We start from the raw sequence: 25276 nt of genomic DNA on the forward strand, positions 1-25276 counted from the left end.
CCCTTTGTGGGAGCGAGCTTGCTCGCTCCCACAAGTTTTTTTTGCTGGATCAGTAAACGTCGCGGCGGTAGCGGCCTTGTTCGATCAGGCGCTGCACTTGGGCAGCACCCAGCACATCGTTGAGCACTTGATCCACTCCGGACGCCATGCCCTGCAAGCTGCCGCAGATGTAGATCACAGCGCCATCCGCGAGCCATTTCTTCAGCTCACTGGCTGACTCGCGCAGGCGATCCTGCACGTAGATCTTCTCGGCCTGATCCCGCGAGAACGCCAGATCCAGACGCTGCAGATCACCGGAAATCAGCCACTCTTCCAGCTCGTCGCGACACAGGTAATCGTGTTCGCGATTGCGCTCGCCGAACAGCAGCCATTGACGTGTTTGGCCATCGGCAATCCGCGCCTTGAGCAAGCTGCGCAACCCGGCCAGACCGGTGCCGTTGCCGAGCAGAATCATTGGCACCGGTTCGTTCGGCAGATGGAAGCCGCTGTTGCGACGGACCCGCAGGCTGATGCTGCCGCCAACCGGCGCGTGTTCGGTGAGCCAGCCGGAACCGACGCCGAGGCTGCCATCGGCATGCAGTTCCTGGCGCACGATCAATTCCAGAATGCCGTCGGCGGCAATCGAAGCAATCGAGTATTCGCGCATGGCCAGCGGCACGAGGGCATCGACCAAGGCTTGTGCGTGCAGGCCCACCAGGTGGCTGCGGTTTTCCGGCAGTTGACGGCTGGCGAGGGCTTGCTCCAGAGGTTGCGAGAGACCCTCGTGTTCAATCGTGGCGCGACCGTCGATCCCCAGGCCATCGAGGAAGTGCTCGATCGCCCAAGGGCAGTTGCGCGGCAACACTTCCACCAGGTCACCGGCCAGCCAACTGCTAGTGGTGGGCGCGGTCAGGCCGAGCAAATAGACGGGCGAACCGCTGCTGCCCGGGTTGAGCTGCTCGCGGCGGGTCAGGGTCCAGTTGTCGTAGCTCGGTGCTTGCCAGGCGTCCACCGGCGCCTGACCGGTCAACAGGCCAAGTTGCTGCTGCCAGTGACGCAAAGCGTAAGGGTCGCCGCTGTCGACCTCCACAGGGGCGAACAGGGTCTTGCCGCCGTGTTCGCCGAGCCAGTTGTGCAGGCGTCGGGCGAAACCACAGAAGTGTTGATACTGGCGGTCACCGAGACCGAGGACGGCGTAGTTCAGGCTTTCCAGGCTCAAGCTGCGGCCCAGCAGCTTGCGTTCAAAACCACGGGCGCTGTCTGGCGCTTCGCCGTCGCCGAAGGTGCTGACCACGAACAGCGCGTTGCTCGAGTCACGCAGGTCCTGCTCGCTGACATCCGCCAGCGGCTGGACCTTGACCGGCAGGCCGGCAGCCTGCAATTGGCCGGCGGTTTGCCACGCCAGTTGCTCGGCAAAGCCGCTCTGGCTGGCGAAACCGATCAGCCATGCCGACGCGTCGCTGCCCGGTTGCGCGAGGCCTTTGCGGGCGTCCTTGATCTGGCGTTTCTTGCGTCGACGATCGAGGTACAACATCCAGCCCGTGATGAAGAACAGCGGCATGGTCAGCGCGGTGATCGTCAGGATGATTCGCCCACCGATGCCGAAATAACTGCCGACGTGCAGCGCGTAGATGCTGGTCAGCAACTGCGCCTTGAAGCTCTTGTCGCTGTAGCGGTCGTGACGCTTGATCACACCGGTGACCGGATCGAGGGTGATCTGGTTCAGCGCACGGTCGTGGGGCGAGTCTTTGAGCAGGTAAAAAACGGTCGCCGGTTGTCCGGCCACCGGCGGCATGCGGGTGTTATAGAAACTCAGGCCGGGACCGGCCGCGCTGTAGATGCTGCTCCACATCGCCGAATAGTCCGCCGTCGGTGCCGGACCTTTCGGGGCCGGGCCGCGACCACCGCGCACGCGTTCGTTCTGCGGTGAGTCGGAGAGCAATTGGTTCAGGCCCTTGTTGTACCACTCGTAGGACCAGGACAACCCGGTCAGCGCCGACAAGAGATAAAACACCAGGCACCAGGTGCCGGCGACCGAATGCAGGTCCCAGTTGAAGCTGCGACCTTTTTTCTTCCAGTCGAGGGTCAGCCAGGCGCGCCAGCTTTTCCATTGGCGCGGCCAGCGCAGATAGAGGCCGGACAGGCAGAAGAACACCAGGATCAGGGTGCAGGCGCCGGTGATTTGCCGACCGGTATCGCCCATGGCGAGGAAACGGTGCAGTTGCAGCATCAGGCCGAAGAATTGCTGGCCGCTAGCGTTACCCAGCAGTTCGCCGGTGTACGGGTCGAAGAAACGCATGGGGCCGCGACGCTCACCCGGTGCCGGGGTGAAGAAGGCTTTTGCGGCGATGTCGCTGTCGATGTCGACCGAGAGCATCGCAACTTTCAGGCTCGTGGCCGCTTCGATTTTTGCTACCAGTTCAGCAGGCGGCAGCACCCCGGCGACCTGTTTCTGCACCTGCAACACAGACGGGTTCAACGCATACAGGATCTCATCCTGAAACGACACCGTCGCCCCGGTGATCCCCATCAGGGCCAGGACCAGTCCGGCGCTGATGCCAAAAAACCAGTGCAACTGGAACAGGGTTTTCTTCAACACGTTGCTCGCCTTGTTCGTTCAAAAATGATCATCACGGCGCGCATTATGATGCCGTGGGTTTTCGAGAAACATTCTTTTTTACACGCAAAAGCCCCGCTCACCTGGATGAGCGGGGCCTTGCCCAATGTAGGAGCTGGCGAAGCCTCCGGCAGCTCCTACGATCAGAAGTGGAAATTGGTGCTCAGCAAAGCAGTACGGCCCGCCGCCTGGTTGGCGAAGTGAGTCGAGAAGGCCTTGTCGTAATAGGTTTCGTCGGTCAGGTTCTGCACGTTCAATTGCAGGTCGATGTTTTTGGTCAGCTTGTAGGCGGCCATTGCATCGTAGCGAACGTAGGAATCAACCATGGTGGTGTTGGCAGCGCTACCGAAGACGTCGTCGACATAGAACGCGCCGCCGCCGATGGTCAGCTTTGGTGTGACTTGGTAGGTCGTCCACAGGCTGGCGCTGTTCTTCGGGGTGTTCGGCAGTTCGTTGCCATTGTTGGCTCGGTTGGCCGGCAAGTCGCCGCCATCCACTTGCTCGCTGTCCATGTAGGCGTAACCGGCGAACACCTGCCACTGGTCGGTCAGTTTGCCGGTGGCCGACAGTTCGAAACCTTGAACGCGGGTTTTACCGACGTTCTCGTAAGTGGTGGTGTTGGTTTGCACACGAGCGTTGTCTTTCTCGGTGCGGAAGATGTCTGCCGTCAGCGACAGACGATCATTCAACAGATCCCACTTGGTGCCGATTTCGTAGTTCTTGGTGGTTTCCGGTTCCATGTCGCTGCTCAGCAGGTTGCCGTTGCGATCCGGGGTGCCGCCCAGCGGGTTGCCGTCCTGGCCTTCGCCGAGGGTCGCGCCCGGTGGCGTTGCCGATGTTGCGTAGGAGGCGTAGATGCTGCCGTTTTCCGCTGGCTTGTAGACCACGCCGAACTGACCGGTCACGAACTCGCTGACGTCATCGCCCTTGGAAGTGGTGGTGCCGGCCGCGTTGTAGGTTTTGTAGTCGGTGTCGAAATGGTCGTAGCGCAGGCCCATGTTCACCAGCCACTGCTCGGACAGCGTCAGGGTGTCGAACACGTAGAGCGCGTAGGTTTTACCCGTGGTATCGGTGCCGGCGTAGTTGCGCGAGATGGCGCCGTTCCAGGGATCGCCCGGGTTCGGGTTCGACAGTGAGGTGCAGTTGTAACCGCTTGGTGCGCCGATGATTGCCGGGTTGCAAGTGGTGGTCACTGCGGGTGTCCCCGGCGTGGTGTCGGTGTTGACGGTGTACGAGGATTTCTGGCTTTCCTCGCGGCTCAACTCGATACCGGTGGCGAAGCTGTTCTTGAAGCCGGCGATGTACACGTCACCAAACAGGTCGGTCTGGTTGGTGGTGGTCTCGGTGTTGCTGACGCGGGTGTTGGCCCGGCGCCAGACGCTGCCATTGTTGACGTTGCCCTTGCTGTCGTCCGGCTGGGTCAGGATGTAGTCCTGCATGCTGGAGCCGTGACGCAGGGTGTTCTTCACGGTCAACGCGTCGTTCAGGTCGTGCTCGATGGAGATGGTCGCAGTGTCGGTGCGGCCCTTGCGGAAGTCGCGGCCGTCGAGTCCATAGAAGTTGCTGCTGTCGCCACCGTCTTCCGGTTTGTCCGGGTTGGACTTGGTGCGACCCGCTGCGAGATTGGTCGGAATCGAATAAGGAATGCCCGAGTCCGGCGTGTCGTTGCTTTCGAGATGGTAGTAGTCGAGGTTGACCCGGGTGTCGGTGCCCAGGCCGAAGGCCAGCGACGGTGCCACGCCCCAGCGGTCGTAATCGACGCTGTCACGGCCGGCGACGTTGCTTTCGTGGCTCATCAGGTTCAGACGGCCGGCGACGGTGTCGGAAAACTGATAGTTGCCGTCCATGGTGTAACGCTGGGTCTGGTCGGAACCCCAGGTGAAACCACCGTCGAACGAGTTGCCCAGGTGCGCTTTCTTGCTCACCAGGTTGATGCTGCCGCCCGCCGCGCCACGGCCGCCGATGGCCGAGTTCGGGCCTTTGCTGACTTCGATCGATTCTACGGCGAAGATCTCGCGGCTCTGCGAACCGGTGTCGCGCACGCCGTCGAGGTAGGTGTCGCCCTGGGCATCGAAACCGCGAATGAACGGACGGTCGCCCTGCGGGTTGCCGCCTTCACCGGCACCGAAGGTGATGCCTGGAACGGTGCGCAGCGCATCTTGCATGTTCAGGGCGCCGGTGTCCTTGAGGACTTGTTGCGGGATGACCGTAACCGAGCGTGGGGTGTCGACCAGCGGTGCGGTGTACTTGGGAGAGGACGCTTTTTCGACGTTGTAGGTCGTCTCGTCCTGGGCTTCACCGGTAATGGCGGTGGCACCGAGGGAGATCGTGTTGCCCGGCGCTTTCTCGTCGGTCTTTTCAGCCGCGAAAACCATGTGGCCAGCGGAGCCGGCAGTGATCGCCACGCCAATTGCAGAAGCGAGTAAACGCGGTGAACTGACGGGTAATTGTGCTTGTTGACGTGACATTTTTATTCCCCTCCCCAAGGATTTGAGGCGGCGGAATATAGGGTAAACACGTATTCGTATCAATTGCGAAACATTACTATTCGCACTGAATTTACATTCTTTACAATTTAGCCTTACGGTTTTTACTGTTTCGTTCGTCTGGCGGGTTTTACATGGGCAATAAGAATCAATATCATTGCCATCCTTTTGCCCCAGGTGTCTTCACCATGTTGCTGCACATTCCCGGCCTGTTCGAAAAAGAAGAAGTGCAGCGCATTCGCGAGGCTCTGGAACAGGCTGATTGGGCCGACGGCAAGATCACCGCCGGTTATCAATCGGCCAAGGCCAAGCACAATTTGCAGTTGCCGGAAGGCCATCCGCTGGCCAAGGAGATTGGCGCGGCCATGCTCGAACGGCTGTGGAAGAATCCGCTGTTCATGTCAGCGGCATTGCCGCACAAGGTGTTTCCTCCGTTGCTGAACTGTTACACGGCCGGTGGCAGTTTCGATTTCCACATCGACAACGCCGTGCGCCAGCCCAAGGGCAGCATTGAACGGGTGCGCACTGATCTGTCGGCCACGCTGTTCTTCAGCGAGCCCGAGGATTACGACGGCGGCGAGCTGGAAATCCAGGACACCTACGGCACCCAGCGTGTGAAGTTGCCCGCCGGCGACATGGTCTTGTACCCAGGCACCAGCCTGCACAAGGTCAACGCGGTCACTCGCGGCACGCGCTATGCCTCGTTCTTCTGGACGCAGAGCCTGGTGCGTGAAGACAGTCAGCGGGCGCTGCTGTTCGAGATGGACGGGGCGATCCGGCAACTGACCCAGGATGTGCCCGATCATCCATCGCTGATCCGCCTGACGGGCACTTATCACAACCTGTTGCGCCGCTGGGTCGAGGTATGAGTTTTCAATTGCGTCGTGAGGAAGTCCTCGACGGCGATGCGCTTAAATCCATGCTCGAAGAAAGCCCGGCCCGTGCCGCCCAGGCCATTCTGATGGCCGCCCGTGAAGACGTCCTCGATGCCCAGGCGCTGCTCGGGCAGATTCTGCTGGACGGGCAGGGCATCGCTCAGGATCAGCCGCTGGCCGTGCGCTGGTTCGACATCGCCGCACGGCGCGGGCATTTGATGGCGCGCAACATGCTCGGCCGTTGTCATGAGCATGGTTGGGGATGCGAGGCTGATGCTGCGCTGGCCGCTCGGCATTATCAGATGGCCGCCGAAGTCGGGCTGGATTGGGCGATGTACAACTACGCCAACCTGTTGGCGACCGGGCGCGGGGTGGTTGAGGATCAGTTGCAAGCGCTCGATCTCTATCGCCGCGCGGCTGAACTGGGCCATGCGAAATCGATGAACCTGCTGGGGCGATATCTGGAAGAGGGACAGGTCTGCCCGAAGGATTTGAAAGCCGCGCATGACTGGTATCGACGCTCGGCCGAGGGCGGGGATTTTCGCGGACAGTTCAGCTTTGCAGCAGTATTGGCTGATCAAGGGAATATCGACGAGGCATTGCAATGGCTGCGCAGGGCGCTGACCGGCGGCAATCTGAATTTCCTGCGGGTCGCGAGTAAAGCGTTGTTAAACGCAACCGATCCGCAAATTCGCGCGTTGGCACCGGCGTACGCCCAGCGCCTCGCCGAACTCGAACAAGTATTCACACCTCTGTAGGAGCCGGCTTGCTGGCGATCCAGGCACCGCGGTTAATCAGACGTTAATCGCCAGCAAGCCGGCTCCTGCAGAACACCCTCAAAAAAGCCCATGACGCGTCATGGGCTTTTTGATTTCTGCGTGACGTAATTACACGTAGAACGACTTCAGCGGCGGGAAGCCATTGAACTCGACGGCGCTGTAGCTGGTGGTGTATGCACCGGTCGACAGCCAGTACAGGCGATCACCGATGGCCAGGTTCAGCGGCAGGCCGTACTTGTAGTTTTCGTACATGATGTCGGCGCTGTCGCAGGTCGGGCCGGCGATCACGACTTCTTCCATCTCGCCTTTCTTCTCGGTCCAGATCGGGAACTTGATGGCTTCGTCCATGGTTTCGATCAAACCGGAGAATTTGCCCACATCCGTGTACACCCAACGCTCGACGGCGGTACGGGATTTACGCGCGACCAGCACCACTTCGCTGACCAGGATGCCGGCGTTGGCGATCAGCGAACGGCCCGGCTCGAGGATGATTTCCGGCAGATCGTCACCGAAGTCTTCCTTGAGGAAGCGGATGATTTCTTCAGCGTAGGTTTCCAGGCTGTTGGTGCGGGTGATGTAGTTGGCCGGGAAGCCACCGCCCATGTTGATCAGCTTCAGGTGGATGCCGTCTTCTTCTTTCAGACGTTCGAAAATCACTTTGACCTTGGCAATCGCCGCGTCCCAGACGCTGATGTCGCGCTGCTGCGAACCCACGTGGAACGAGATGCCGTAAGGCACCAGGCCCAGGTCACGGGCGAGGATCAGCAGGTCCATGGCCATGTCGGTCTGGCAACCGAATTTACGCGACAACGGCCAATCGGCAGTGGTCGAGCCTTCGGTCAGGATGCGGACGTAGACTTTCGAACCCGGTGCAGCCTTGGCAATGTTGCGCAGGTCGGCTTCGGAGTCGGTGGCGAACAGGCGCACGCCCTTGTCGTAGAAGTAGCGGATGTCCCTGGATTTCTTGATGGTGTTGCCGTAGCTGATCTGGTCGGCGCTGACGCCGCGGCTCAGCACTTTGTCCAGCTCGTAGATCGAGGCGATGTCGAAGCTCGAGCCTTTCTCTTTGAGCAGGTCGATGATTTCCACGGCCGGGTTGGCCTTGACCGCGTAGTAGACCTTGGCGAATTCGAAACCGGCGCGCAGGTCGTCGTAGGCCTGGCTGATCATCGCGGTGTCGATCACCACGAACGGGGTTTCTTGCTTGTCGGCGAACGCCTTCATTTTCTGAAAGGTTTCGCGCGCGAAATAGTCTTCGACCTGGATCGACATACTTGGGAGCTCCTAATGGCAAACGGGTAAAAACAATGGGTGCAAATGAACGTCCTCCGTATCCCCACTTTGGTTCGCCTACTTCCCAAGGCATGTCGCCGAAAGCAAAAAGGCCATGGGAAGCGCTGCTTTCCCTTGGCCTTGCTGTCTCGTCGTCAGTACTTGAGCCGGATGGATCGTTTCCAGCATGGACGTTCGGCGCGAACTTTAGGGCGTGAGGGGCTTGAGATCAACAAAAAATGTCGCGTTTTTGCACGCTTCCGTCGTGCGGTCCCTGACAGCTACTGATGTAACCGACCTGCATGACAGTGTGATGTTCCCGTTGCAGGGAGAATTGAGGTGTTTCAGCGGGGATTTGTGTTGCCCCCATCGCGGGCAAGCACGCTCCCACAGGTTTTTTGCTGCACACACTATTTGTGTACGACAGAAACCACTGTGGGAGCGGGCTTGCCCGCGATTGCGTCGGATCAGGCGACAGCGATTTCGGCTGGCGAAACGATGCTGGTCTTGCCGCCTCGAGACTTGCCCGAGCTCAAATACTCGGCAATCGATTCCTGGGTCACTTCCCCGAGGAACACCCGCTCGGCATCCATCACCGGCAACCACGCACGATTGAACTCGTACATGCGCGACAACAGAATGCGCAAATGCTCGTCATAGGCGGCCGTGGCATTGAACTCGCGCAGGTATTGCCCGCAAGTGCCGGTCTGACGGTGCAGGTCGCGGCGGCGAACGTAGCCCAGCGCCTTGTTCTCGGTGCAGGTCACCACCACGTAGCGGCGGTCGTACTCGTCCATCAACTCCAGCGCATCGGCCACCGGTGTTTCCGGGCTGACGGATGGCGCGTTGTCCGCCGCGTCTTCGGCTTTGACCAGCAACAAGCGCTTGAGCGTGCTGTCCTGGCCGACGAAGTTGCTGACAAACTCATCCGCAGGATGGGCGAGCAGTGTGTCCGGGTGATCGATCTGCAACAGCTTGCCGGCGCGGAAGATCGCGATCTTGTCGCCCAGCTTGATGGCTTCGTCGATGTCGTGGCTGACCATGATCACGGTCTTGTTCAACGCCCGCTGCATTTCGAAGAACTCGTTCTGGATCATCTCGCGGTTGATCGGGTCGACCGCACCGAAGGGTTCGTCCATCAACAGCAGCGGCGCATCGGCCGCCAGCGCGCGGATCACGCCGATCCGTTGTTGCTGGCCGCCGGACAATTCCCGTGGATAACGATGCAGGTATTGCTTGGGTTCGAGCTTGATCATGCTCATCAACTCGCGGGCGCGGTCGTGGCATTTCTGTTTGTCCCAACCGAGCAGTTTCGGCACGACCACGATGTTCTCTTCGATGGTCATGTTCGGGAACAGACCGATCTGCTGGATCACGTAGCCAATGTTGCGACGCAGGGTCACTTCGTCGAGACCGGTGGTGTCTTCACCGTTGATCAGGATCTTGCCCGAGGTCGGCTGGATCAGGCGGTTGATCATTTTCAGCGTGGTGCTTTTGCCGCAACCCGATGGCCCGAGGAACACGCAGATTTCGCCTTCATTGACGGTCAGGCTCACCGAGTCCACGGCTTTGACGTCTTTGCCGTTGCTTTGGAAGGTCTTGCTGAGGTTTTGAAGTTCGATCATTTGAGTAATCCTTTTGGAGTCAGCGAACGTTGCAGCCATTGCAGAAGCAGGTCGGCGAAGATGGCCAGCAAGCTGACCAGCACGGCACCGACAATCAGCATCGACATGTCGCTGCGGCTGATGGAAGCGAGGATGAGTACGCCCAGGCCACCGGCGCCGATGGTGGCGGCGATGGTCATGACGCCGATGTTCATCACCACGGCGGTGCGCACACCCGCAAGGATCACCGGCACCGCGATGGGCAGTTCCACCATGCGCAGGCGCTGGCCGAAGGTCATGCCAATTCCACGCGCGGCTTCACGAATACCCGGTTCGACGCCGGTCAGCGCCAGGTAGGTGTTGCGCATGATCGGCAGCAGCGAATACAGAAACACGGCGGTGATCGCCGGCATCGGCCCAAGGCCCTGGCCGAACTTGGAGTAGAACGGCAGCAGCAGGCCGAACAGAGCAATCGACGGCACGGTCAGCAACACCGTGGCACTGGCCTGCAGGGGACCGGCGAGACTCGGGAAGCGTGTCATCAGGATGCCCAGCGGCACGCCGACCAGAATCGCCAGGCTCACGGCGATCCCGACGAGCGTAATGTGCTGCCAGGTCAGGTTAATCACCTGTTGCCAGTCGAGATGGGAAAAGGCGTTGATAAATTCCATGACTTTTCCTATTCAGTTCAGTGGGTGTTGGCGCAGGAAATCGGCGGCAACGGCTGAAGGACTTTGATGCTCGACGTCGACCCGCGCGTTGAGCTCGCGCATGGTGTTGTCGTCGAACAGTTCAGCCAGTGGCTTGAGCTGTGCGGCCAGTTGCGGATGCGCATCAAGGTAGGCCTGACGCACCACCGGAGCGGCGGTGTAGTCGGGGAAGTAGTGCTTGTCGTCTTCCAGCAACTTGAGCTTGAAGGCGTTGAGGCGCCCGTCTGTGGTGTAGACCAGACCGGCAAACACCTGGCCGTTACGCAGCGCGGTGTAGACCAGGCCGGCGTCCATCTGGCGGATGTTCTTGCGGGTCAGGTTCATGTCGTAGAGCTTGACCATGCCGTCAAGACCGTCCGAACGGTTGGCGAACTCGGTGTCCAGCGCCACCAGATTGTTGGTCCTGGCTTCCTTGCGCAGCACCGTGTTCAGATCGCTGATGCTGTTGATCTGCGGGTATTCGTCCGCAACGTTTTTCGGCAGCGCGAGTGCGTAAGTGTTGCTGAATTTCGACGGTGTCAGCCAGGCCAGGCCTTTTTTCGCGTCGAGTTCTTTCACCCGTGCGTAGGACTGTTTGCTGTCGAGCTTTTCGTCGATATGGTTGTAGGCCACCAGCGACACGCCGGTGTATTCCCAGAGCATGTCCAACTGACCGCTTTCCTGGGCACTGCGGGCAAGGTTGCTGCCCAGACCGCCGGTCACTTGTACCTCGTAACCTTTGGTGCGCAGGTATTGCGAGGTGATCTCGGCCAGCAGGGTTTGCTCGGTGAACACTCGGGCGCCGATGCGGATCAGCGGTTTTTCGGCGGCTTGGGCCAATCCTGCGAACAGCAGGACGCAGCCCAGTAAAAAGCTTGTTGTTTTCATGTCGATTCCTTTGCCGAGGCTTAAGACGGGCGCAAGCCGCGTTCGAGCCAGAGACGGCTGGCGAGTGTCACCAGACCATCGAGCAACAAGGCCAGCAGCGCGGTGCACGCGGCGCCGAGCAGCAATTGCGGCTGATTGTTCAGGGCGATGCCGGGGAAGATCAGGCTGCCGAGACTGTTGGCGCCAATCAGGAATGCCAGCGGCGCGGTCCCGACATTGATTGCCAGCGCCACACGCACACCACCGATGATGATCGGCACGGCGTTGGGCAGTTCGACACGCCACAGCACTTGAGCGGGGGTCATGCCAATCCCGACAGCGGCTTCCTTGAGCGAGCCCTGAACGTTTTTCAGGCCTTCGTAGGTGTTGCGCACGATAGGCAGCAAGGAGGCGAGGAAGAGCGCGAAGATGGCCGGGCCACTGCCGATGCCGAGGATGCCGAGGGCGATGGCGAGCACCGCGAGAGGGGGAACGGTGTTACCGATATTGAAGAACTGCATGAAGCGCTCGGCGCGGCCGATCATGCTCGGGCGGCTGAGGAGGATGCCGGCAGGGATGCCCACGATAAGGGCGGCCAGCATGGACGCGAGGACGAGAATCAAATGAGCTTGCAGGTAAAACAATAAATCGTCGCGGTAGTGTTCGATCGTGTTGATACCGATCCAGTGGATCAGCAGGGCCAGAAGGGCGATTACCAGCGCGCCTCCTATCAGCCCTTTGCCATAGTGGATAGCCACAGGCGGACTCCTTTTTTCAGTCGGCGAACGCAGTCCCGTGTGGCATGCCATGCCTGGCTGCCGGGATCAGATGTTCGCGAGAAGCAGCTCGAACACGCCGGTAAAACGGCCTGCAATCGAGCCATGAGCACAGCCTCGTCAGGCCGAATAGCGGGTGTTTCAGGCCCCCGACGAGTGGTCGTTACGGGGGAGTGGACGTCTCCGTGCTTTAAAAGGTTCCCATCTGCGGCAGCATTTGGCCACCCCGAATGTGCTCAACGGTTCGGTTCTTGGATCAACTTGGGCTATAATCTGCGCCCTTTTTTGAATCACCTGCCAGGCGATTTCCCATGACCAAACAGGCCGCCGAAGTCGCGAAACGCCGCACTTTCGCCATTATTTCCCACCCCGATGCCGGTAAAACCACCATCACCGAAAAGCTCTTGCTGATGGGCAAGGCGATTGCGGTGGCCGGCACGGTGAAATCTCGTAAATCCGACCGCCATGCCACCTCCGACTGGATGGAAATGGAAAAACAGCGTGGTATTTCCATTACCACGTCGGTCATGCAGTTCCCGTATCGCGAGCACATGATCAACCTGCTCGACACCCCGGGCCACGAAGACTTCTCCGAAGATACCTATCGCACCCTGACGGCGGTGGACTCGGCGTTGATGGTGCTCGACGGCGGTAAAGGTGTAGAGCCCCGGACCATCGCGCTGATGGACGTCTGCCGCCTGCGTGACACGCCGATCGTCAGCTTCATCAACAAACTCGACCGTGACATCCGCGACCCGATCGAACTGCTCGACGAAATCGAAGCGGTCCTGAAGATCAAAGCCGCGCCGATCACCTGGCCGATCGGCTGCTACCGCGACTTCAAGGGCGTGTACCACCTCGCCGACGACTACATCATCGTCTACACCGCCGGTCATGGTCATGAGCGCACCGAAACCAAGATCATCGAGAAGCTTGACTCTGACGAAGCGCGAGCGCACCTGGGCGACGAGTACGAGCGCTTCATCGAACAGCTGGAACTGGTGCAGGGTGCCTGCCACGAGTTCAACCAGCAGGAGTTCCTCGACGGTCAGCTGACCCCGGTGTTCTTCGGTACGGCCTTGGGTAACTTCGGTGTCGACCACGTGCTTGACGCTGTGGTCGATTGGGCGCCACGCCCGCTGGCCCGTGTCGCCAACGAGCGCACCGTAGAGCCGGTGGAAGAGAAGTTCTCGGGCTTCATCTTCAAGATCCAGGCGAACATGGACCCGAAACACCGCGACCGCATCGCCTTCATGCGTATCTGCTCCGGCAAGTACGAAAAGGGCATGAAGATGCGCCACGTGCGCACCGGCAAGGACGTGCGCATCGGCGACGCCCTGACGTTCTTCTCCTCCGAGCGTGAGCAACTGGAAGAAGCGTACGCTGGCGACATCATCGGCCTGCACAACCACGGCACCATCCAGATCGGCGACACCTTCAGCGAAGGCGAAGTCCTGGGCTTCACCGGTATCCCGCACTTCGCTCCGGAACTGTTCCGCCGCGTACGCCTGAAAGACCCGCTGAAATCCAAGCAACTGCGCCAGGGCCTGCAACAACTGGCCGAAGAGGGCGCGACCCAGGTGTTCTTCCCGGAGCGCAGCAACGACATCATCCTCGGCGCCGTCGGTGTGCTGCAGTTCGATGTGGTCGCCAGCCGTTTGAAAGAGGAATACAAGGTCGAGTGCTCCTACGAGCCGATCACCGTGTACTCGGCACGCTGGATCGAATGCAGCGACAAGAAGAAGCTTGAAGAATTCTCCAACAAGGCCGTGGAAAACCTCGCGCTGGACGGCGGCGGTCACCTGACCTACCTCGCGCCTACGCGGGTTAACCTGGCACTGATGGAAGAGCGCTGGCCGGACGTGAAATTCCGTGCGACGCGTGAGCATCATTAAGCATTAGGTGTTCAGCAGGGAAAAAGCGAAGCTTTCGGGCTTCGCTTTTTTTTTGTTCTTTTCGGCATAACGCTTATTCAAAACCAGTCTCTACATCCATTGCATTTCCCTCCCATCATTAATGTCCTATCTGGAGAACCCTGCTGACCGGAACTCGATTTCAATCAGCGCCAGACAGGCACTCTTCGACAGGATGGATTCGCTCATGAACAGATTGCTACGTATTTTATTGATGATGAAGGTATTGGTGATGTTGACCCTCGGCAGCTCGGCGGTCTGGGCTGAGTGCGAAGAACACGAGACCCAGGCCTCGAGTGGGCAGGGGGCTTACGGTGAGCTGATGATCGCCAAGTCTGAGTCGGAGCCGGGCGACAAGGGGCAGGGTGGTAGCGAGGGTGACGATGACTCGATGACCGATGATCCGGACTCCGATGACGCTGACGAAGGCGACAGCCAGACCTAAATCGCAGACAAAATAAAACCCCTTCCACTTGAAGTGGAAGGGGTTCGATCAACACAACCCCTGTAGGAGCTAGCCTGCTAGCGATTGCGGTGTGCCGGTAAACAGAAATGTTGACCGGTATACCGCTATCGCCAGCAGGCTGGCTCCCACAGTTTTTACGCCGCGCCGTGCACGAACTGCTCGGCGTAGTGGCAAGCCACTTGGCGGCTGTCGAGCAGGCGCAGGGCCGGCTCTTCAGTACTGCAACGCTCGGTCGCATACGGGCAGCGCTTGTGGAAAGCGCAGCCAGGCGGCGGGTTCAGCGGGTTGGGCAGTTCGCCGACGATCTTGATTTTCGGCTTGTCCGGATCCGGGTGGATGGTCGGCGTCGCCGACAACAGCGCCTGGGTGTAAGGGTGCAGAGGACGGGTGTAGATGTCCTCCTTCGGACCCATTTCCACCGGACGGCCGAGGTACATCACCATCACATGGTCAGCCACATGCCGCACTACCGCCAGGTTGTGGGAGATGAACACGTAGGCGGTGTTGAACTCCTGCTGCAAATCCATGAACAGGTTCAGCACCTGCGCCTGGATCGACACGTCCAGCGCCGAGGTTGGTTCGTCCGCGACCAGCACTTTCGGTTGCAGCATCATGGCGCGTGCCAGGGCGATACGCTGGCGCTGACCGCCGGAGAACATGTGCGGATAACGCTGGTAGTGCTCAGGACGCAAGCCCACCTGCTTCATCATCGCCTGGACTTTCTCGCGACGTTCGGTGGCCGACAGGTTGGTGTTGATCAGCAGCGGCTCGGCCAGTTGATCACCGATTTTCTGCCGCGGGTTCAACGACGCGTACGGGCTCTGGAACACCATCTGCACGTCTTTGCGCAGTTGCTTGCGCTGGGCCTTGTCGGCGCCGGCGACTTCCTGGCCGGCGATTTTCAAGGAGCCCGAAGACGGTTCTTCGATCAGGGTCAGGGCGCGGGCCAGGGTGGATTTGCCGCAACCCGACTCGCCTACGACGGCGAGGGTCTTGCCAGCTTCCAGCTCGAACGACACACCGTTGAGGGCGCGAACGGTGGCGTGACCCTTGAACATGCCGCGGGACACTTCGTAGTGACGGGTCAGGTCGCGGGCGGTAAGTACGACGGCCATTACGCCACCTCCTGGTTCAGCGGGTAGAAGCAGCGGGCGAGGCTGTTGCTTTTCGGGTCAAGGGCCGGACGCTGGGTGCGGCAGTTGTCCTGCACGTACGGGCAGCGCGGCGACAGCAGGCAACCCTGCGGACGGTCATAGCGACCGGGGACGATGCCCGGCAGGGTCGACAGGCGCGAGGCCCCCAGGCTGTGTTCAGGAATAGCCTTGAGCAGCGCTTCGCTGTACGGGTGCGCCGGGATGTCGAACAGTTGCGGCACCTGGCCGACTTCTACGGCTTGGCCGGCGTACATCACACACACACGCTGGGCGGTTTCAGCCACGACCGCGAGGTCGTGGGTGATCAGCACCAGGCCCATGTTCTGCTCTTTCTGCAACGCCAGCAGCAGGTCCATGATCTGCGCCTGGATCGTTACGTCCAGGGCCGTGGTCGGTTCGTCGGCGATCAGCAGTTTCGGCTCGCCGGCAATCGCCATGGCGATGGCCACACGCTGACTCATGCCGCCGGACAGTTGATGCGGGTAGGCATCCATACGGCTGGCGGCACCCGGGATCTCAACTTTTTCCAGCAGTTCGATGGCGCGTTTGCGCGCGGCCTTGCCGGACATTTTCAGGTGCAGGCGCAGCACTTCTTCGATCTGGAAACCCACGGTGTAGCTCGGGTTCAGCGCGGTCATCGGGTCCTGGAACACCATCGACAGGTCTTTGCCGACGATTTGCCGACGCTGACGGTTGCTCAGCTTGAGCATGTCCTTGCCGTCAAAGCTGAGCGAGTCGGCGGTGACGATGCCGGGATGCTCGATCAGGCCCATCAGCGCCATCATGGTCACGGATTTACCCGAGCCCGATTCGCCAACGATGGCCAGCACTTCGCCTTTGTCCACTTTCAGGTCGAGTCCATCGACCACGGGCGTTGCGTTCTTGTCGCCGAAGCGAACGTTGAGATTCTTGATTTCTAGCAGTGACATTGGAATCTCCTCAGGCGGCGTTCTTGAGTTTCGGGTCCAGCGCATCGCGCAGGCCGTCACCCATCAAGTTGATTGCCAGCACGCTGAGCAAAATGGTCAAACCAGGCAGACTGACGACCCACCAGGCGCGTTCGATGTAGTCGCGGGCCGAGGCCAGCATGGTGCCCCACTCAGGGGTTGGCGGTTGTACGCCAAGGCCAAGGAAGCCCAGTGCGGCGGCATCGAGAATCGCCGAAGAGAAGCTCAGGGTCGCCTGAACGATCAGGGGTGCCATGCAGTTCGGCAGAACGGTCACGAACATCAGGCGTGGCAGGCCGGCACCGGCCAGGCGCGCGGCGGTCACGTAGTCGCGGTTCAGTTCGCCCATCACCGCGGCGCGGGTCAGACGAACGTAGGACGGCAGGGAGACCACGGCAATGGCGATCACGGTGTTGATCAGGCCAGGGCCGAGGATGGCGACGATCGCCACGGCCAGCAGCAGGGACGGCAGGGCCAGCATGATGTCCATCAGACGCATGATGGTCGGGCCGACCGCTTTCGGGAAGAAACCGGCGAGCAGACCCAGCAGAATCCCCGGAATCAACGACATGACCACCGACGACAAACCGATCAGCAGCGACAGGCGCGAACCCTGGATCAGGCGCGACAGCAGGTCGCGCCCCAGTTCATCGGTACCGAGCAGGAACTGGATCTGCCCGCCTTCCAGCCAGACTGGCGGGGTCAGCAGGAAATCACGGTATTGCTCGCTCGGGTCGTGGGGGGCAACCCACGGGGCGAAGATGGCGCAGAAAATCACCAGCAGCATGAACATCAGGCCGGCGACGGCGCCCTTGTTCCTGGAGAACGCTTGCCAGAATTCTTTGTACGGCGACGGATACAGCAGGCTTTGATCCACGGCGGACGCGGCGTTGGCTACTGAGGATGTTGGAGTGCTCATGGGTATTGACCTCAGCGCTGATGACGGATGCGTGGGTTGGCAAAGCCGTAGAGGATGTCCACTACGAAGTTGACCAGAATCACCAGGCAGGCGATTAACAGGATGCCGTTTTGCACAACCGGGTAGTCCCGGGCGCCAATGGCTTCGATCAGCCATTTGCCGATGCCCGGCCAGGAGAAGATGGTTTCGGTCAGGACCGCGCCGGCCAGCAGGGTGCCGACTTGCAGGCCGACCACGGTCAGTACCGGGATCAGCGCGTTACGCAGGCCGTGGACGAATACCACACGCGATGGCGACAGGCCTTTGGCGCGGGCGGTACGGATGTAGTCTTCGCGCAGCACTTCGAGCATCGACGAACGGGTCATCCGCGCGATCACCGCCAGCGGAATGGTGCCGAGTACGATGGCCGGCAGGATCAGGTGATGCAGCGCATCGAAGAACGCGCCGACGTCATCGGCCAGCAACGTATCGATCAGCATGAAGCCGGTACGCGGCTCGATGTCGTAGAGCAGGTCGATCCGCCCGGACACCGGGGTCCAGCCCAGGGACACCGAGAAGAACATGATCAGGATCAGGCCCCACCAGAAGATCGGCATCGAGTACCCCGCGAGGGAGATGCCCATCACCCCGTGGTCGAACAGCGATCCTCGCTTGAGTGCCGCAATCACCCCGGCCAGGAGGCCCAGGATGCCGGCGAACAACAGCGCGGCCATGGACAGTTCCAGGGTCGCGGGGAAGAGGGAGGTGAACTCGGTCCAGACACTCTCACGGGTACGCAGGGATTCCCCGAGATCGCCTTGGGCGAGTTTGCCGATGTAATCCAGGTACTGGGCATACAGGGGTTTGTTCAGACCTAGGCGTTCCATTGCCTGAGCGTGCATTTCGGGGTCGACCCTACGTTCTCCCATCATGACTTCCACGGGGTCGCCAGGGATCATGCGTATCAACGCGAAAGTCAGCAAGGTGATGCCGAAGAACGTGGGGATCAGTAACCCCAGTCGGCGGGCAATAAAACTAAACATCGTGTGGTGTACCTCATCAGCCGGTTAGGCGTGCCCGGCAGGCCTGGATCAGGCTGCCGGGAGTTTTCTTATTTACTTCACCTGGGTGGTGGCGAAGTTATTCGTGGTGAGGGGGCTAATGTGATAACCCTCTACGTTGTTGCGCATTGCGGTGAACATTCTAGTGTGTGCCATGCTGATCCATGGCTGGTCCTGGTTAAAAATAACCTGAGCCTGTTCGTACAGTGCAGTACGTTCGGCCGGATCGGTCTTTTCGCGAGCCTGGTCGATCAGTGCCTGGAACTTGTCATTGCACCAGCGTGCGTAGTTTTCGCCGTTCTTGGCCGCTTCGCAACTGAGCATAGGCGTCAGGAAGTTATCCGGGTCGCCGTTATCGCCCGCCCATCCTGCGGAAACCATGTCGTGCTCACCGTTTTTCGCGCGTTTGAGCATTTCGCCCCATTCCATCACGCGGATGTCGATCTTGATCCCGACCTTGGCTAGGTCAGCCTGCATCATCTGCGCGCCGAGCATCGGGTTCGGGTTGGTCGGACCGCCACCGTTACGGGTGAACAGGGTGAAGGTGGTGCCTTCCGGAACACCGGCTTCCTTGAGCAGGGCGCGGGCCTTGTCCAGATCACGAACCGGGTTTTTCAGGCTGTGGTTGTAGCCCAGCAGGGTGTCCGGGTACGGGTTGACCGCCACGGTGGCGTTGCCTTTGCCGAACAGGGCGTTGACGTAGGCTTCCTTGTCGAAGGCGATGTCGATGGCTTTGCGTACCCGCACGTCGCTCAAGTACTTGTGGGTGGTGTTCATGGCGACGTACGAAACGGTCATCGCGTTCAGTTCGTCGACCTTCAGGTTCGGGTCTTTCTTGATGCTCGGGATGTCGTCCGGTTTCGGATACAGCGCGACCTGGCACTCGTTGGCCTTGAGTTTCTGCAGGCGCACGTTGTTGTCGGTGGCGATGGCCAGGATCAGTGCATCGGCCGGTGGCTTGCCACGGAAGTAGTCCGGGTTGGCCTTGAAGCGAACCTGGGCGTCCTTGTTGTAGCGCTGGAAGATGAACGGGCCGGTGCCGACCGGTTTGTTGTTCAGGTCGCCGGCCTTGTTCGCCTTGAGTAGCTGATCGGCGTATTCGGCGGAGTAGATCGACGAGAACGCCATCGCGATGTCGGCCAGGAACGGTGCTTCGCGGCGGGTCAGGGTGAACCTGACCGTGTTGTCGTCGACTTTCTCGACGCTCTTGAGCAGTTCTTTGAAGCCCATGCTTTCAAAGTACGGGAAGCCCACGCTCGACAGTTTGTGCCATGGGTGGTTTGGGTCCAGCTGGCGCTGGAAACTCCAGACCACGTCGTCGGCATTCATGTCGCGGGTGGGTTTGAAGTATTCGGTGGTGTGGAATTTGACGCCTTTGCGCAGATGGAACGTGTAGCTCAATCCGTCTTCGCTGATGTCCCACGATTCGGCCAGTGCCGGAATCACATCGGTGGTACCGGGCTTGAAATCCGCCAGTCGATTGAAGATGGTTTCAGCGACCGCATCGGCGGTGACTGCAGTCGTGTACTGGACCATGTCGAAGCCTTCGGGGCTGGCTTCGGTGCAAACCACCAGCGGCTTGGCCGATACGCCCACCGCGACACTCAGCAAGGCGGCCGCAATGGCCGCACGTAGGGGAAGCATTTTCATCAAGAACCCTCTGCAATCGGTTAAAGGACAAAAGCCGAACGGCGATTCATCACTGAACACGCCGTTCGGCCGGTGCATTACAGAATGTTGAACGGGATGGTGGTCACGAGGCGGAACTCGTTGATGCTGCCGTCAGACTGGTTATCGCTGGCGCGGTGAGCGGTGTAGGTCGCGCGGATAGTCGTGGCCTTGAGCGGGCCGCTCTGTACGGCGTACGTAGAGCCGATGCCGTATTCGTAGTGGTGCTCGCCGTCCATGTTCTTAACGTCGTAGGCGGTGCCGGTGTAGTGAGTACCGTCGATGCCCCAGCCGCGAGCCTGGTAGATGTTGAACTTCAGGCCTGGTACGCCGTATTCGGCCATGTTCAGACCGTAGGCGACCTGGAAGGATTTCTCGTTCGGGCCGTTGAAGTCCGACAGCAGGGAGTTGGCCAGGTAAATGCCGTTGGTTTCGTGCAGGTAGTCGAAGTACTCGTTACCGTTCACTTCTTGGTACGAGAAGGTCACGGTGTGCGCCTGGTGAGTCAGGCCGAACGACAGGGAGTAGGTATCGTTGTCGATCTCACCCATCAACTTTTTGCCTTCGTCGACGGTTTTGTAGTAGTTCAGACCGGTGGTCAGGCTCAGTACCGAACTGTCGCCCAGTTGGTGAGTGGCACCGAAGTAGTACTGGTTCCAGAAGTCTTCAGCCTGGGTCGCGTACAGGCTGGTTTGCAGGCTTTTCAGAGGCGCGTAGTTCAGACCCGCTGTATTTACGTGGTCGGTTTCAGCGTTGATGTTGGAGTATTCGGTGCGGAATTTCGACAGGCTCTGCTCGGAACGTGGTGACACACGGTCGAAGGTGGCCAGGTCGAACGACAGATTGTCGAATTCTTCGCTGTGGATCGCCACACCTTCAAAGCTCGAAGGCAGCGGGCGGTTGCCGATAACGTCGACGATAGGGCTACTGAAGTTCATGCGGCCGGCGGTCAGGGTGGTGTTGGAGATGCGTGCCTTGACGTTGGCCAGACCCAGTTTGCTCCACTGATCCACGGCATCGCCGTTGGAGTGGGCGAGGGTACGGTTGGAGCCGCCCTTGATGTCTTCGCGGCTGCGATTCAGAGCAATCGCGTTGTACGCGGCGACTTCAGTGCTGAAGCCGACAGTACCTTGGGTGAATCCCGAGGTGTAGTTCAGAATGGTGCCTTGAACCCAGTTGATTCGACGCGAGCCGGTCAGCTCTTCGCCATGACGCTCGTACTTGTAAACACCGCCTCGTTGCTTATCTTCGTTGGCGTACCAGTTACGGGTAGTGCCCGACAGGGTCTGGCCATCGATAAAACCTTTTGCTTCCGATTGGGCGTTGGAACTTGCCAGTTGTGTCGGAACGAAATCTTGGCTGACGCTTTCAGCATGGGCCCCGGTGGTGATGCTGCTGATGGCTAACGCCAGTATCGCGGTGCTGCTCAGTTTCATGGGTAAAGCTCCTTACTTTCTTTTTTTTATGCCGATCTTTTTTGGTGGTCCGGCTTTTGGTTTAGAACTCTTACGCGCATCGCAAACGTTTGCTTCAGGCCCTGTGGGCGAATTTCGGCAATACGCTTGCGTGAGGGCGCAATGCGCCCCCAGCGTTCTAGCTACACGGTTTTATTTTTCGATGCTGACACCCGAGAACACGTTACGACCGAAGGGGCTGACCTTGAACCCTTCGATTTTGGCGCTCAACGGCTGGTTGACCGTCGAGTGGGCGACCGGCGTGATCGGTACCTGCTGCTTGAGGTACTGCTGCGCCTGTTTGTAGAGTACGGTGCGCTGGTCGCGGTCGGTCACGACCTTGGCTTGCTTGATCAGCTTGTCGTAAGCCGGATCACACCACATGGAGTAGTTGTTGCCGCCGATGGCGTCACAGCTGTACAGCGTGCCGAGCCAGTTGTCCGGGTCACCATTGTCACCGGTCCAGCCGATCAGGCTGACGTCGTGCTCGCCATTCTTGGTGCGCTTGATGTACTCGCCCCATTCGTAGCTGACGATCTTGACCTTGAGACCGATTTTCGCCCAGTCAGCCTGAAGCATTTCAGCCATCAACTTGGCGTTGGGGTTGTACGGACGCTGGACGGGCATGGCCCACAAGGTGATCTCGGTGCCTTCCTTGACGCCGGCAGCCTTGAGCAATTCCTTGGCTTTTTCCGGGTTATAGGCGGCGTCCTTGACGGTGTCGTCGTAGGACCACTGAGTCGGTGGCATGGCGTTGACCGCCAGTTGTCCCGCGCCCTGGTAAACAGCGTTGAGAATGCCTTGCTTGTTCACCGCCATGTCCAGCGCCTGCCGCACTTCGAGCTGGTCGAACGGCTTGTGGCGCACGTTGTAGGCGATGTAGCCGAGGTTGAAGCCGGGCTTCTCGATCAGTTGCAGTTTCGGGTCGTTCTTCAGCGCGGTGACATCGGCAGGGCGCGGATGCAGGGTAATCTGGCACTCGTCGGCCTTGAGTTTCTGCACCCGCACCGAGGCGTCGGTGTTGATGGCGAAAATCAGATTGTCGAGTTTGACCCGTTCAGGCGCCCAGTATTGCTTGTTGCCGGTGTAACGGATGTTCGAGTCTTTCTGGTAGCTCTTGAACACGAACGGCCCGGTGCCGATCGGCTTCTGGTTGATGTCGCTCGGCTTGCCTTCGGCCAGCAACTTGTCGGCGTACTCGGCCGAGAGAATGGCGGCGAAGCTCATGGCGATGTTCTGGATGAACGCGGCGTCGACGCTGTTGAGCGTCATGACCACGGTCAGCGGCCCGGTCTTTTCGACCTTGGCGATGTTCTTGTTCAGGCTCATCCCGTTGAAGTACGGAAACTCGGTCGGGTAAGCCTTGCGGAATGGCTGTTGTGGATCGAGCATGCGATTGAACGTGAACAGCACGTCGTCGGCATTGAAATCACGGGTTGGGGTGAAGTACTTGGTCGTGTGAAATTTCACCCCTGGGCGCAGGTGAAAAGTGTACTTGAGGCCGTCCTCGGAAATATCCCAACTCGTGGCCAGACCCGGTACGACATTGGTCGAGCCTTTTTCAAACTCTGCCAGTCGGTTGTACAGCGGCTCGGCGGCGTCGTTGTCAGTCGCAGTCGTGTACTGCGCCGTATCGAAGCCGGCGGGGCTGCCTTCGGAGCAGAACACCAGGCTGTTGTTGGCAGCGTGGCTCATGGACGTGGCGGCCAACAGGCCGGTGCCCAGCAATGCAGATAAAACCAAGGTATGGCGCATGACGCTCCCTCTTGTTCAGTGTTGTGGCAATTAGCCTGTCCCGTGCGTAGACGTGGAGGCTCCACTGGATTCAAACCATGACGTGCAGCAAACAAACCGATGACCCACGCGTGAGCTGGTCGAATCCCGACGGTAGGGCCCGTGGGTTCGGCAGTAAACGCGTAAATGCCTGAAAGACTGGTAGGAAAAATCGACGCGTCCTGGCGCTAAGCTGTAGTCAGCTGGCGAATTGGGTGTAGGCGAATTCCTGCATTCTCGGTCGATAAAGTAACGGCGACGTCTGAAACGTCGCCGTTACCCGATCTTATTTGCTGACGCTGACGCCGTAGAAGGAGTTCAAGCCAAACGGGCTGATCTTGAAGTCCTGCACATTGGCGCGCATGGGTTGGAACACCGTCGAGTGAGCGATAGGTGTCATTGGCACCGCGTCTTTGAGGACGTGTTGCGCTTGTTTGTACAGCTCGGTGCGCTTGCCTTGGTCCGAAGTACGCTTGGCTTGTTTGACGATGTCGTCAAACTTCTTGTCGCACCACTTGGAGAAGTTGTTGCCTTCCAGCGAATCACAGCCGAACAGCACGTTCAGCCAGTTGTCCGGATCACCATTGTCACCGCTCCAGCCAATCAGCATTGCCTGGTTCTCGCCACCTTTGGAGCGCTTGATGTACTCGCCCCACTCGTAGCTCTGGATCTTGACCTTGAGGCCGACCTTCGCCCAGTCAGACTGCAGCATTTCTGCCATCAGCTTGGCGTTCGGGTTGTATGGACGCTGTACCGGCATCGCCCACAGAACGATCTCGGTGCCTTCTTTAACGCCCGCTTCCTTGAGCAGCTCTTTGGCTTTCTCAGGGTTGTACGGAGCATCTTTGATGGTGGTGTCGTAGGACCATTGGGTAGGTGGCATGGCGTTGACGGCCAGTTGGCCAGCGCCCTGGTAAACGGAGTCGATGATCTGCTGCTTGTTGACCGCCATGTCCAGTGCCTGACGCACTTTCAGTTGGGCCAGCGGGTTTGGCTCGTTGCTGCCCTTGACCTTGTCCATCACGTTGTAGGCGATGTAACCCAGGTTGAAACCAGCCTGGTCAGGCAGCTTCAGGGTTTTGTCTTCGCGCAGCGCCTTCAGGTCGGCCGGACGAGGGAACAGGGTGACCTGGCACTCGTTCTTTTTCAGCTTCTGGATGCGCACCGACGGGTCGGTAGTGATAGCGAAGATCAGGTTGTCGATCTTCACGTCATCCGGCTTCCAGTAGTCCTTGTTGCCGGTGTAACGGATGTTGGAGTCTTTCTGGTAGCTCTTGAACACGAACGGACCAGTGCCGACCGGCTTCTGGTTGATGTCGGCGGCTTTACCTTCCTTGAGCAGCTGGGCAGCGTACTCGGCGGACTGGATCGAGGCGAAGCTCATGGCCATGTTCTGGATGAACGCGGCGTCTACATCTTTAAGGGTGAACTTGACGGTCTTGTCGTCGACTTTATCGATCTTGGTGATGTTGGTGTCCATCCCCATGTCGGTGAAGTACGGGAATTCGGTCGGGTACGCTTTGCGGAACGGGTCATCCTTGTTAATCATGCGATTAAAGGTGAACAGCACGTCGTCGGCGTTGAACTCACGAGTCGGCTTGAAGTAAGGCGTGGTGTGGAACTTGACGCCTTCGCGCAGGTGGAAGGTATACGTCAGGCCGTCATCGGAGACGTCCCAGCTGGTCGCCAGACCAGGAATGACAGCGGTGCCGCCGCGCTCGAACTGAGTCAAACGGTTGAACATGGTTTCTGCAGAGGCGTCGAAGTCGGTTCCGGTGGTGTATTGACCTGGATCGAAACCGGCCGGGCTCCCTTCGGAGCAGAACACCAGATTGGTCGCAGCTTGGGCGAACGGTGCACTAGCTAGCAAGCTGGCACCTAATAAAAACGGAATGACCGCTTGTTTAAGCATGGTGGCCTCATGATTTGTTGTCATTTTTTAATTTTGAGGACGACCTCGTGAGTCGTGCCTGCGGATACTTATGCAGGGGGCATACC

The 25276-nt window shown here is 59.5% G+C and carries 19 protein-coding genes; 4 read left to right on the forward strand and 15 right to left on the reverse strand.

What is annotated here, in order from left to right; translation table 11 throughout:
* Positions 1-49: 49 nt before the first annotated feature.
* Positions 50-2578 carry a sulfite reductase flavoprotein subunit alpha gene (locus M5G20_RS15215; RefSeq protein WP_273919752.1) on the reverse strand — a complete coding sequence of 843 codons (2529 nt, stop codon included), beginning with the start codon at positions 2576-2578 and terminating at the stop codon, positions 50-52.
* Between the two features lie 161 nt (positions 2579-2739).
* On the reverse strand, positions 2740-5064 hold the full coding sequence (locus tag M5G20_RS15220) for a TonB-dependent receptor (RefSeq protein WP_273919754.1): 2325 nt from the start codon (positions 5062-5064) through the stop codon (positions 2740-2742).
* Between the two features lie 206 nt (positions 5065-5270).
* On the opposite strand from M5G20_RS15220, the gene M5G20_RS15225 reads away from it, so the two are divergent.
* Positions 5271-5951 carry a Fe2+-dependent dioxygenase gene (locus M5G20_RS15225; protein WP_212625807.1) on the forward strand — a complete coding sequence of 227 codons (681 nt, stop codon included), beginning with the start codon at positions 5271-5273 and terminating at the stop codon, positions 5949-5951.
* Positions 5948-6715 carry a tetratricopeptide repeat protein gene (locus M5G20_RS15230; protein ID WP_273919755.1) on the forward strand — a complete coding sequence of 256 codons (768 nt, stop codon included), beginning with the start codon at positions 5948-5950 and terminating at the stop codon, positions 6713-6715. Before M5G20_RS15225 ends, M5G20_RS15230 begins: the two co-directional genes overlap by 4 nt.
* A 129-nt stretch (positions 6716-6844) precedes the next feature.
* Here M5G20_RS15230 and M5G20_RS15235 read toward each other — a convergent pair whose 3' ends face one another.
* The 5 genes from M5G20_RS15235 to M5G20_RS15255 all read right to left on the reverse strand — a co-directional run bounded on the left by M5G20_RS15235 (position 6845) and on the right by M5G20_RS15255 (position 11926).
* The gene (locus M5G20_RS15235) at positions 6845-8008 is read right to left on the reverse strand and encodes a type III PLP-dependent enzyme (RefSeq protein ID WP_273919756.1); all 1164 of its coding nucleotides are present in this window, start codon (positions 8006-8008) and stop codon (positions 6845-6847) included.
* Between the two features lie 467 nt (positions 8009-8475).
* Positions 8476-9633 (reverse strand): osmoprotectant ABC transporter ATP-binding protein OsmV, encoded by a 1158-nt coding sequence (locus M5G20_RS15240; protein ID WP_273919758.1) that lies wholly within the window; start codon positions 9631-9633, stop codon positions 8476-8478.
* Positions 9630-10283: an ABC transporter permease gene (locus M5G20_RS15245; RefSeq protein WP_273919759.1), complete on the reverse strand. Its 654-nt coding sequence runs from the start codon at positions 10281-10283 to the stop codon at positions 9630-9632. Before M5G20_RS15245 ends, M5G20_RS15240 begins: the two co-directional genes overlap by 4 nt.
* A 12-nt stretch (positions 10284-10295) precedes the next feature.
* Positions 10296-11189 (reverse strand): glycine betaine ABC transporter substrate-binding protein, encoded by an 894-nt coding sequence (locus M5G20_RS15250; RefSeq protein WP_273919760.1) that lies wholly within the window; start codon positions 11187-11189, stop codon positions 10296-10298.
* Between the two features lie 20 nt (positions 11190-11209).
* On the reverse strand, positions 11210-11926 hold the full coding sequence (locus M5G20_RS15255) for an ABC transporter permease (protein ID WP_273919761.1): 717 nt from the start codon (positions 11924-11926) through the stop codon (positions 11210-11212).
* A gap of 329 nt (positions 11927-12255) precedes the next feature.
* Between M5G20_RS15255 and M5G20_RS15260 the strand changes: the two genes are divergently transcribed.
* Entirely contained in the window at positions 12256-13839 is a 1584-nt protein-coding gene (locus M5G20_RS15260; RefSeq protein ID WP_150731804.1) for a peptide chain release factor 3, read from the forward strand.
* 205 nt (positions 13840-14044) lie between these two features.
* A complete protein-coding gene (locus tag M5G20_RS15265) occupies positions 14045-14302 on the forward strand; it encodes a hypothetical protein (protein WP_273919762.1) in 258 nt (85 codons plus the stop codon).
* A gap of 155 nt (positions 14303-14457) precedes the next feature.
* Here the strand turns inward: M5G20_RS15265 and M5G20_RS15270 are convergent, their stop codons facing one another.
* The 8 genes from M5G20_RS15270 to M5G20_RS15305 form a co-directional block, all read right to left on the reverse strand.
* Positions 14458-15438 carry a peptide ABC transporter ATP-binding protein gene (locus tag M5G20_RS15270; protein WP_075947653.1) on the reverse strand — a complete coding sequence of 327 codons (981 nt, stop codon included), beginning with the start codon at positions 15436-15438 and terminating at the stop codon, positions 14458-14460.
* The gene (locus tag M5G20_RS15275) at positions 15438-16406 is read right to left on the reverse strand and encodes an ABC transporter ATP-binding protein (RefSeq protein ID WP_150731806.1); all 969 of its coding nucleotides are present in this window, start codon (positions 16404-16406) and stop codon (positions 15438-15440) included. Before M5G20_RS15275 ends, M5G20_RS15270 begins: the two co-directional genes overlap by 1 nt.
* 10 nt (positions 16407-16416) lie before the next feature.
* Complete coding sequence (locus M5G20_RS15280) at positions 16417-17343, reverse strand: ABC transporter permease subunit (protein WP_273919764.1); 927 nt, start codon at positions 17341-17343, stop codon at positions 16417-16419.
* An 11-nt stretch (positions 17344-17354) separates the two neighbouring features.
* Positions 17355-18365, reverse strand: a complete 1011-nt coding sequence (locus M5G20_RS15285) for an ABC transporter permease subunit (protein ID WP_150749576.1) — start codon at positions 18363-18365, stop codon at positions 17355-17357.
* 72 nt (positions 18366-18437) lie between these two features.
* The gene (locus M5G20_RS15290) at positions 18438-20033 is read right to left on the reverse strand and encodes an ABC transporter substrate-binding protein (protein WP_273919765.1); all 1596 of its coding nucleotides are present in this window, start codon (positions 20031-20033) and stop codon (positions 18438-18440) included.
* Positions 20034-20110: 77 nt separating this feature from the next.
* The gene (locus M5G20_RS15295) at positions 20111-21487 is read right to left on the reverse strand and encodes an OprD family porin (protein WP_273919767.1); all 1377 of its coding nucleotides are present in this window, start codon (positions 21485-21487) and stop codon (positions 20111-20113) included.
* Positions 21488-21658: 171 nt separating this feature from the next.
* Positions 21659-23260: an ABC transporter substrate-binding protein gene (locus M5G20_RS15300; RefSeq protein ID WP_273919768.1), complete on the reverse strand. Its 1602-nt coding sequence runs from the start codon at positions 23258-23260 to the stop codon at positions 21659-21661.
* Between the two features lie 304 nt (positions 23261-23564).
* Positions 23565-25190, reverse strand: a complete 1626-nt coding sequence (locus M5G20_RS15305; RefSeq protein ID WP_212625801.1) for an ABC transporter substrate-binding protein — start codon at positions 25188-25190, stop codon at positions 23565-23567.
* Positions 25191-25276: the final 86 nt, after the last annotated feature.

Source organism: Pseudomonas sp. TNT2022 ID1044 (assembly GCF_028656895.1).
Classification (GTDB): domain Bacteria; phylum Pseudomonadota; class Gammaproteobacteria; order Pseudomonadales; family Pseudomonadaceae; genus Aquipseudomonas; species Aquipseudomonas reinekei.

Coding starts and splice junctions, on each gene's coding strand:
- M5G20_RS15300 (WP_273919768.1), bottom strand. CDS start 23,260: ATGCGCCATACCTTGGTTTTATCTGCATTGCTGGGCACCGGCCTGTTG.
- M5G20_RS15285 (WP_150749576.1), bottom strand. CDS start 18,365: ATGTTTAGTTTTATTGCCCGCCGACTGGGGTTACTGATCCCCACGTTC.
- M5G20_RS15250 (WP_273919760.1), bottom strand. CDS start 11,189: ATGAAAACAACAAGCTTTTTACTGGGCTGCGTCCTGCTGTTCGCAGGA.
- M5G20_RS15225 (WP_212625807.1), top strand. CDS start 5,271: ATGTTGCTGCACATTCCCGGCCTGTTCGAAAAAGAAGAAGTGCAGCGC.
- M5G20_RS15295 (WP_273919767.1), bottom strand. CDS start 21,487: ATGAAACTGAGCAGCACCGCGATACTGGCGTTAGCCATCAGCAGCATC.
- M5G20_RS15230 (WP_273919755.1), top strand. CDS start 5,948: ATGAGTTTTCAATTGCGTCGTGAGGAAGTCCTCGACGGCGATGCGCTT.
- M5G20_RS15280 (WP_273919764.1), bottom strand. CDS start 17,343: ATGAGCACTCCAACATCCTCAGTAGCCAACGCCGCGTCCGCCGTGGAT.
- M5G20_RS15240 (WP_273919758.1), bottom strand. CDS start 9,633: ATGATCGAACTTCAAAACCTCAGCAAGACCTTCCAAAGCAACGGCAAA.
- M5G20_RS15235 (WP_273919756.1), bottom strand. CDS start 8,008: ATGTCGATCCAGGTCGAAGACTATTTCGCGCGCGAAACCTTTCAGAAA.
- M5G20_RS15260 (WP_150731804.1), top strand. CDS start 12,256: ATGACCAAACAGGCCGCCGAAGTCGCGAAACGCCGCACTTTCGCCATT.
- M5G20_RS15290 (WP_273919765.1), bottom strand. CDS start 20,033: ATGAAAATGCTTCCCCTACGTGCGGCCATTGCGGCCGCCTTGCTGAGT.
- M5G20_RS15265 (WP_273919762.1), top strand. CDS start 14,045: ATGAACAGATTGCTACGTATTTTATTGATGATGAAGGTATTGGTGATG.
- M5G20_RS15275 (WP_150731806.1), bottom strand. CDS start 16,406: ATGTCACTGCTAGAAATCAAGAATCTCAACGTTCGCTTCGGCGACAAG.
- M5G20_RS15270 (WP_075947653.1), bottom strand. CDS start 15,438: ATGGCCGTCGTACTTACCGCCCGCGACCTGACCCGTCACTACGAAGTG.
- M5G20_RS15305 (WP_212625801.1), bottom strand. CDS start 25,190: ATGCTTAAACAAGCGGTCATTCCGTTTTTATTAGGTGCCAGCTTGCTA.
- M5G20_RS15245 (WP_273919759.1), bottom strand. CDS start 10,283: ATGGAATTTATCAACGCCTTTTCCCATCTCGACTGGCAACAGGTGATT.
- M5G20_RS15220 (WP_273919754.1), bottom strand. CDS start 5,064: ATGTCACGTCAACAAGCACAATTACCCGTCAGTTCACCGCGTTTACTC.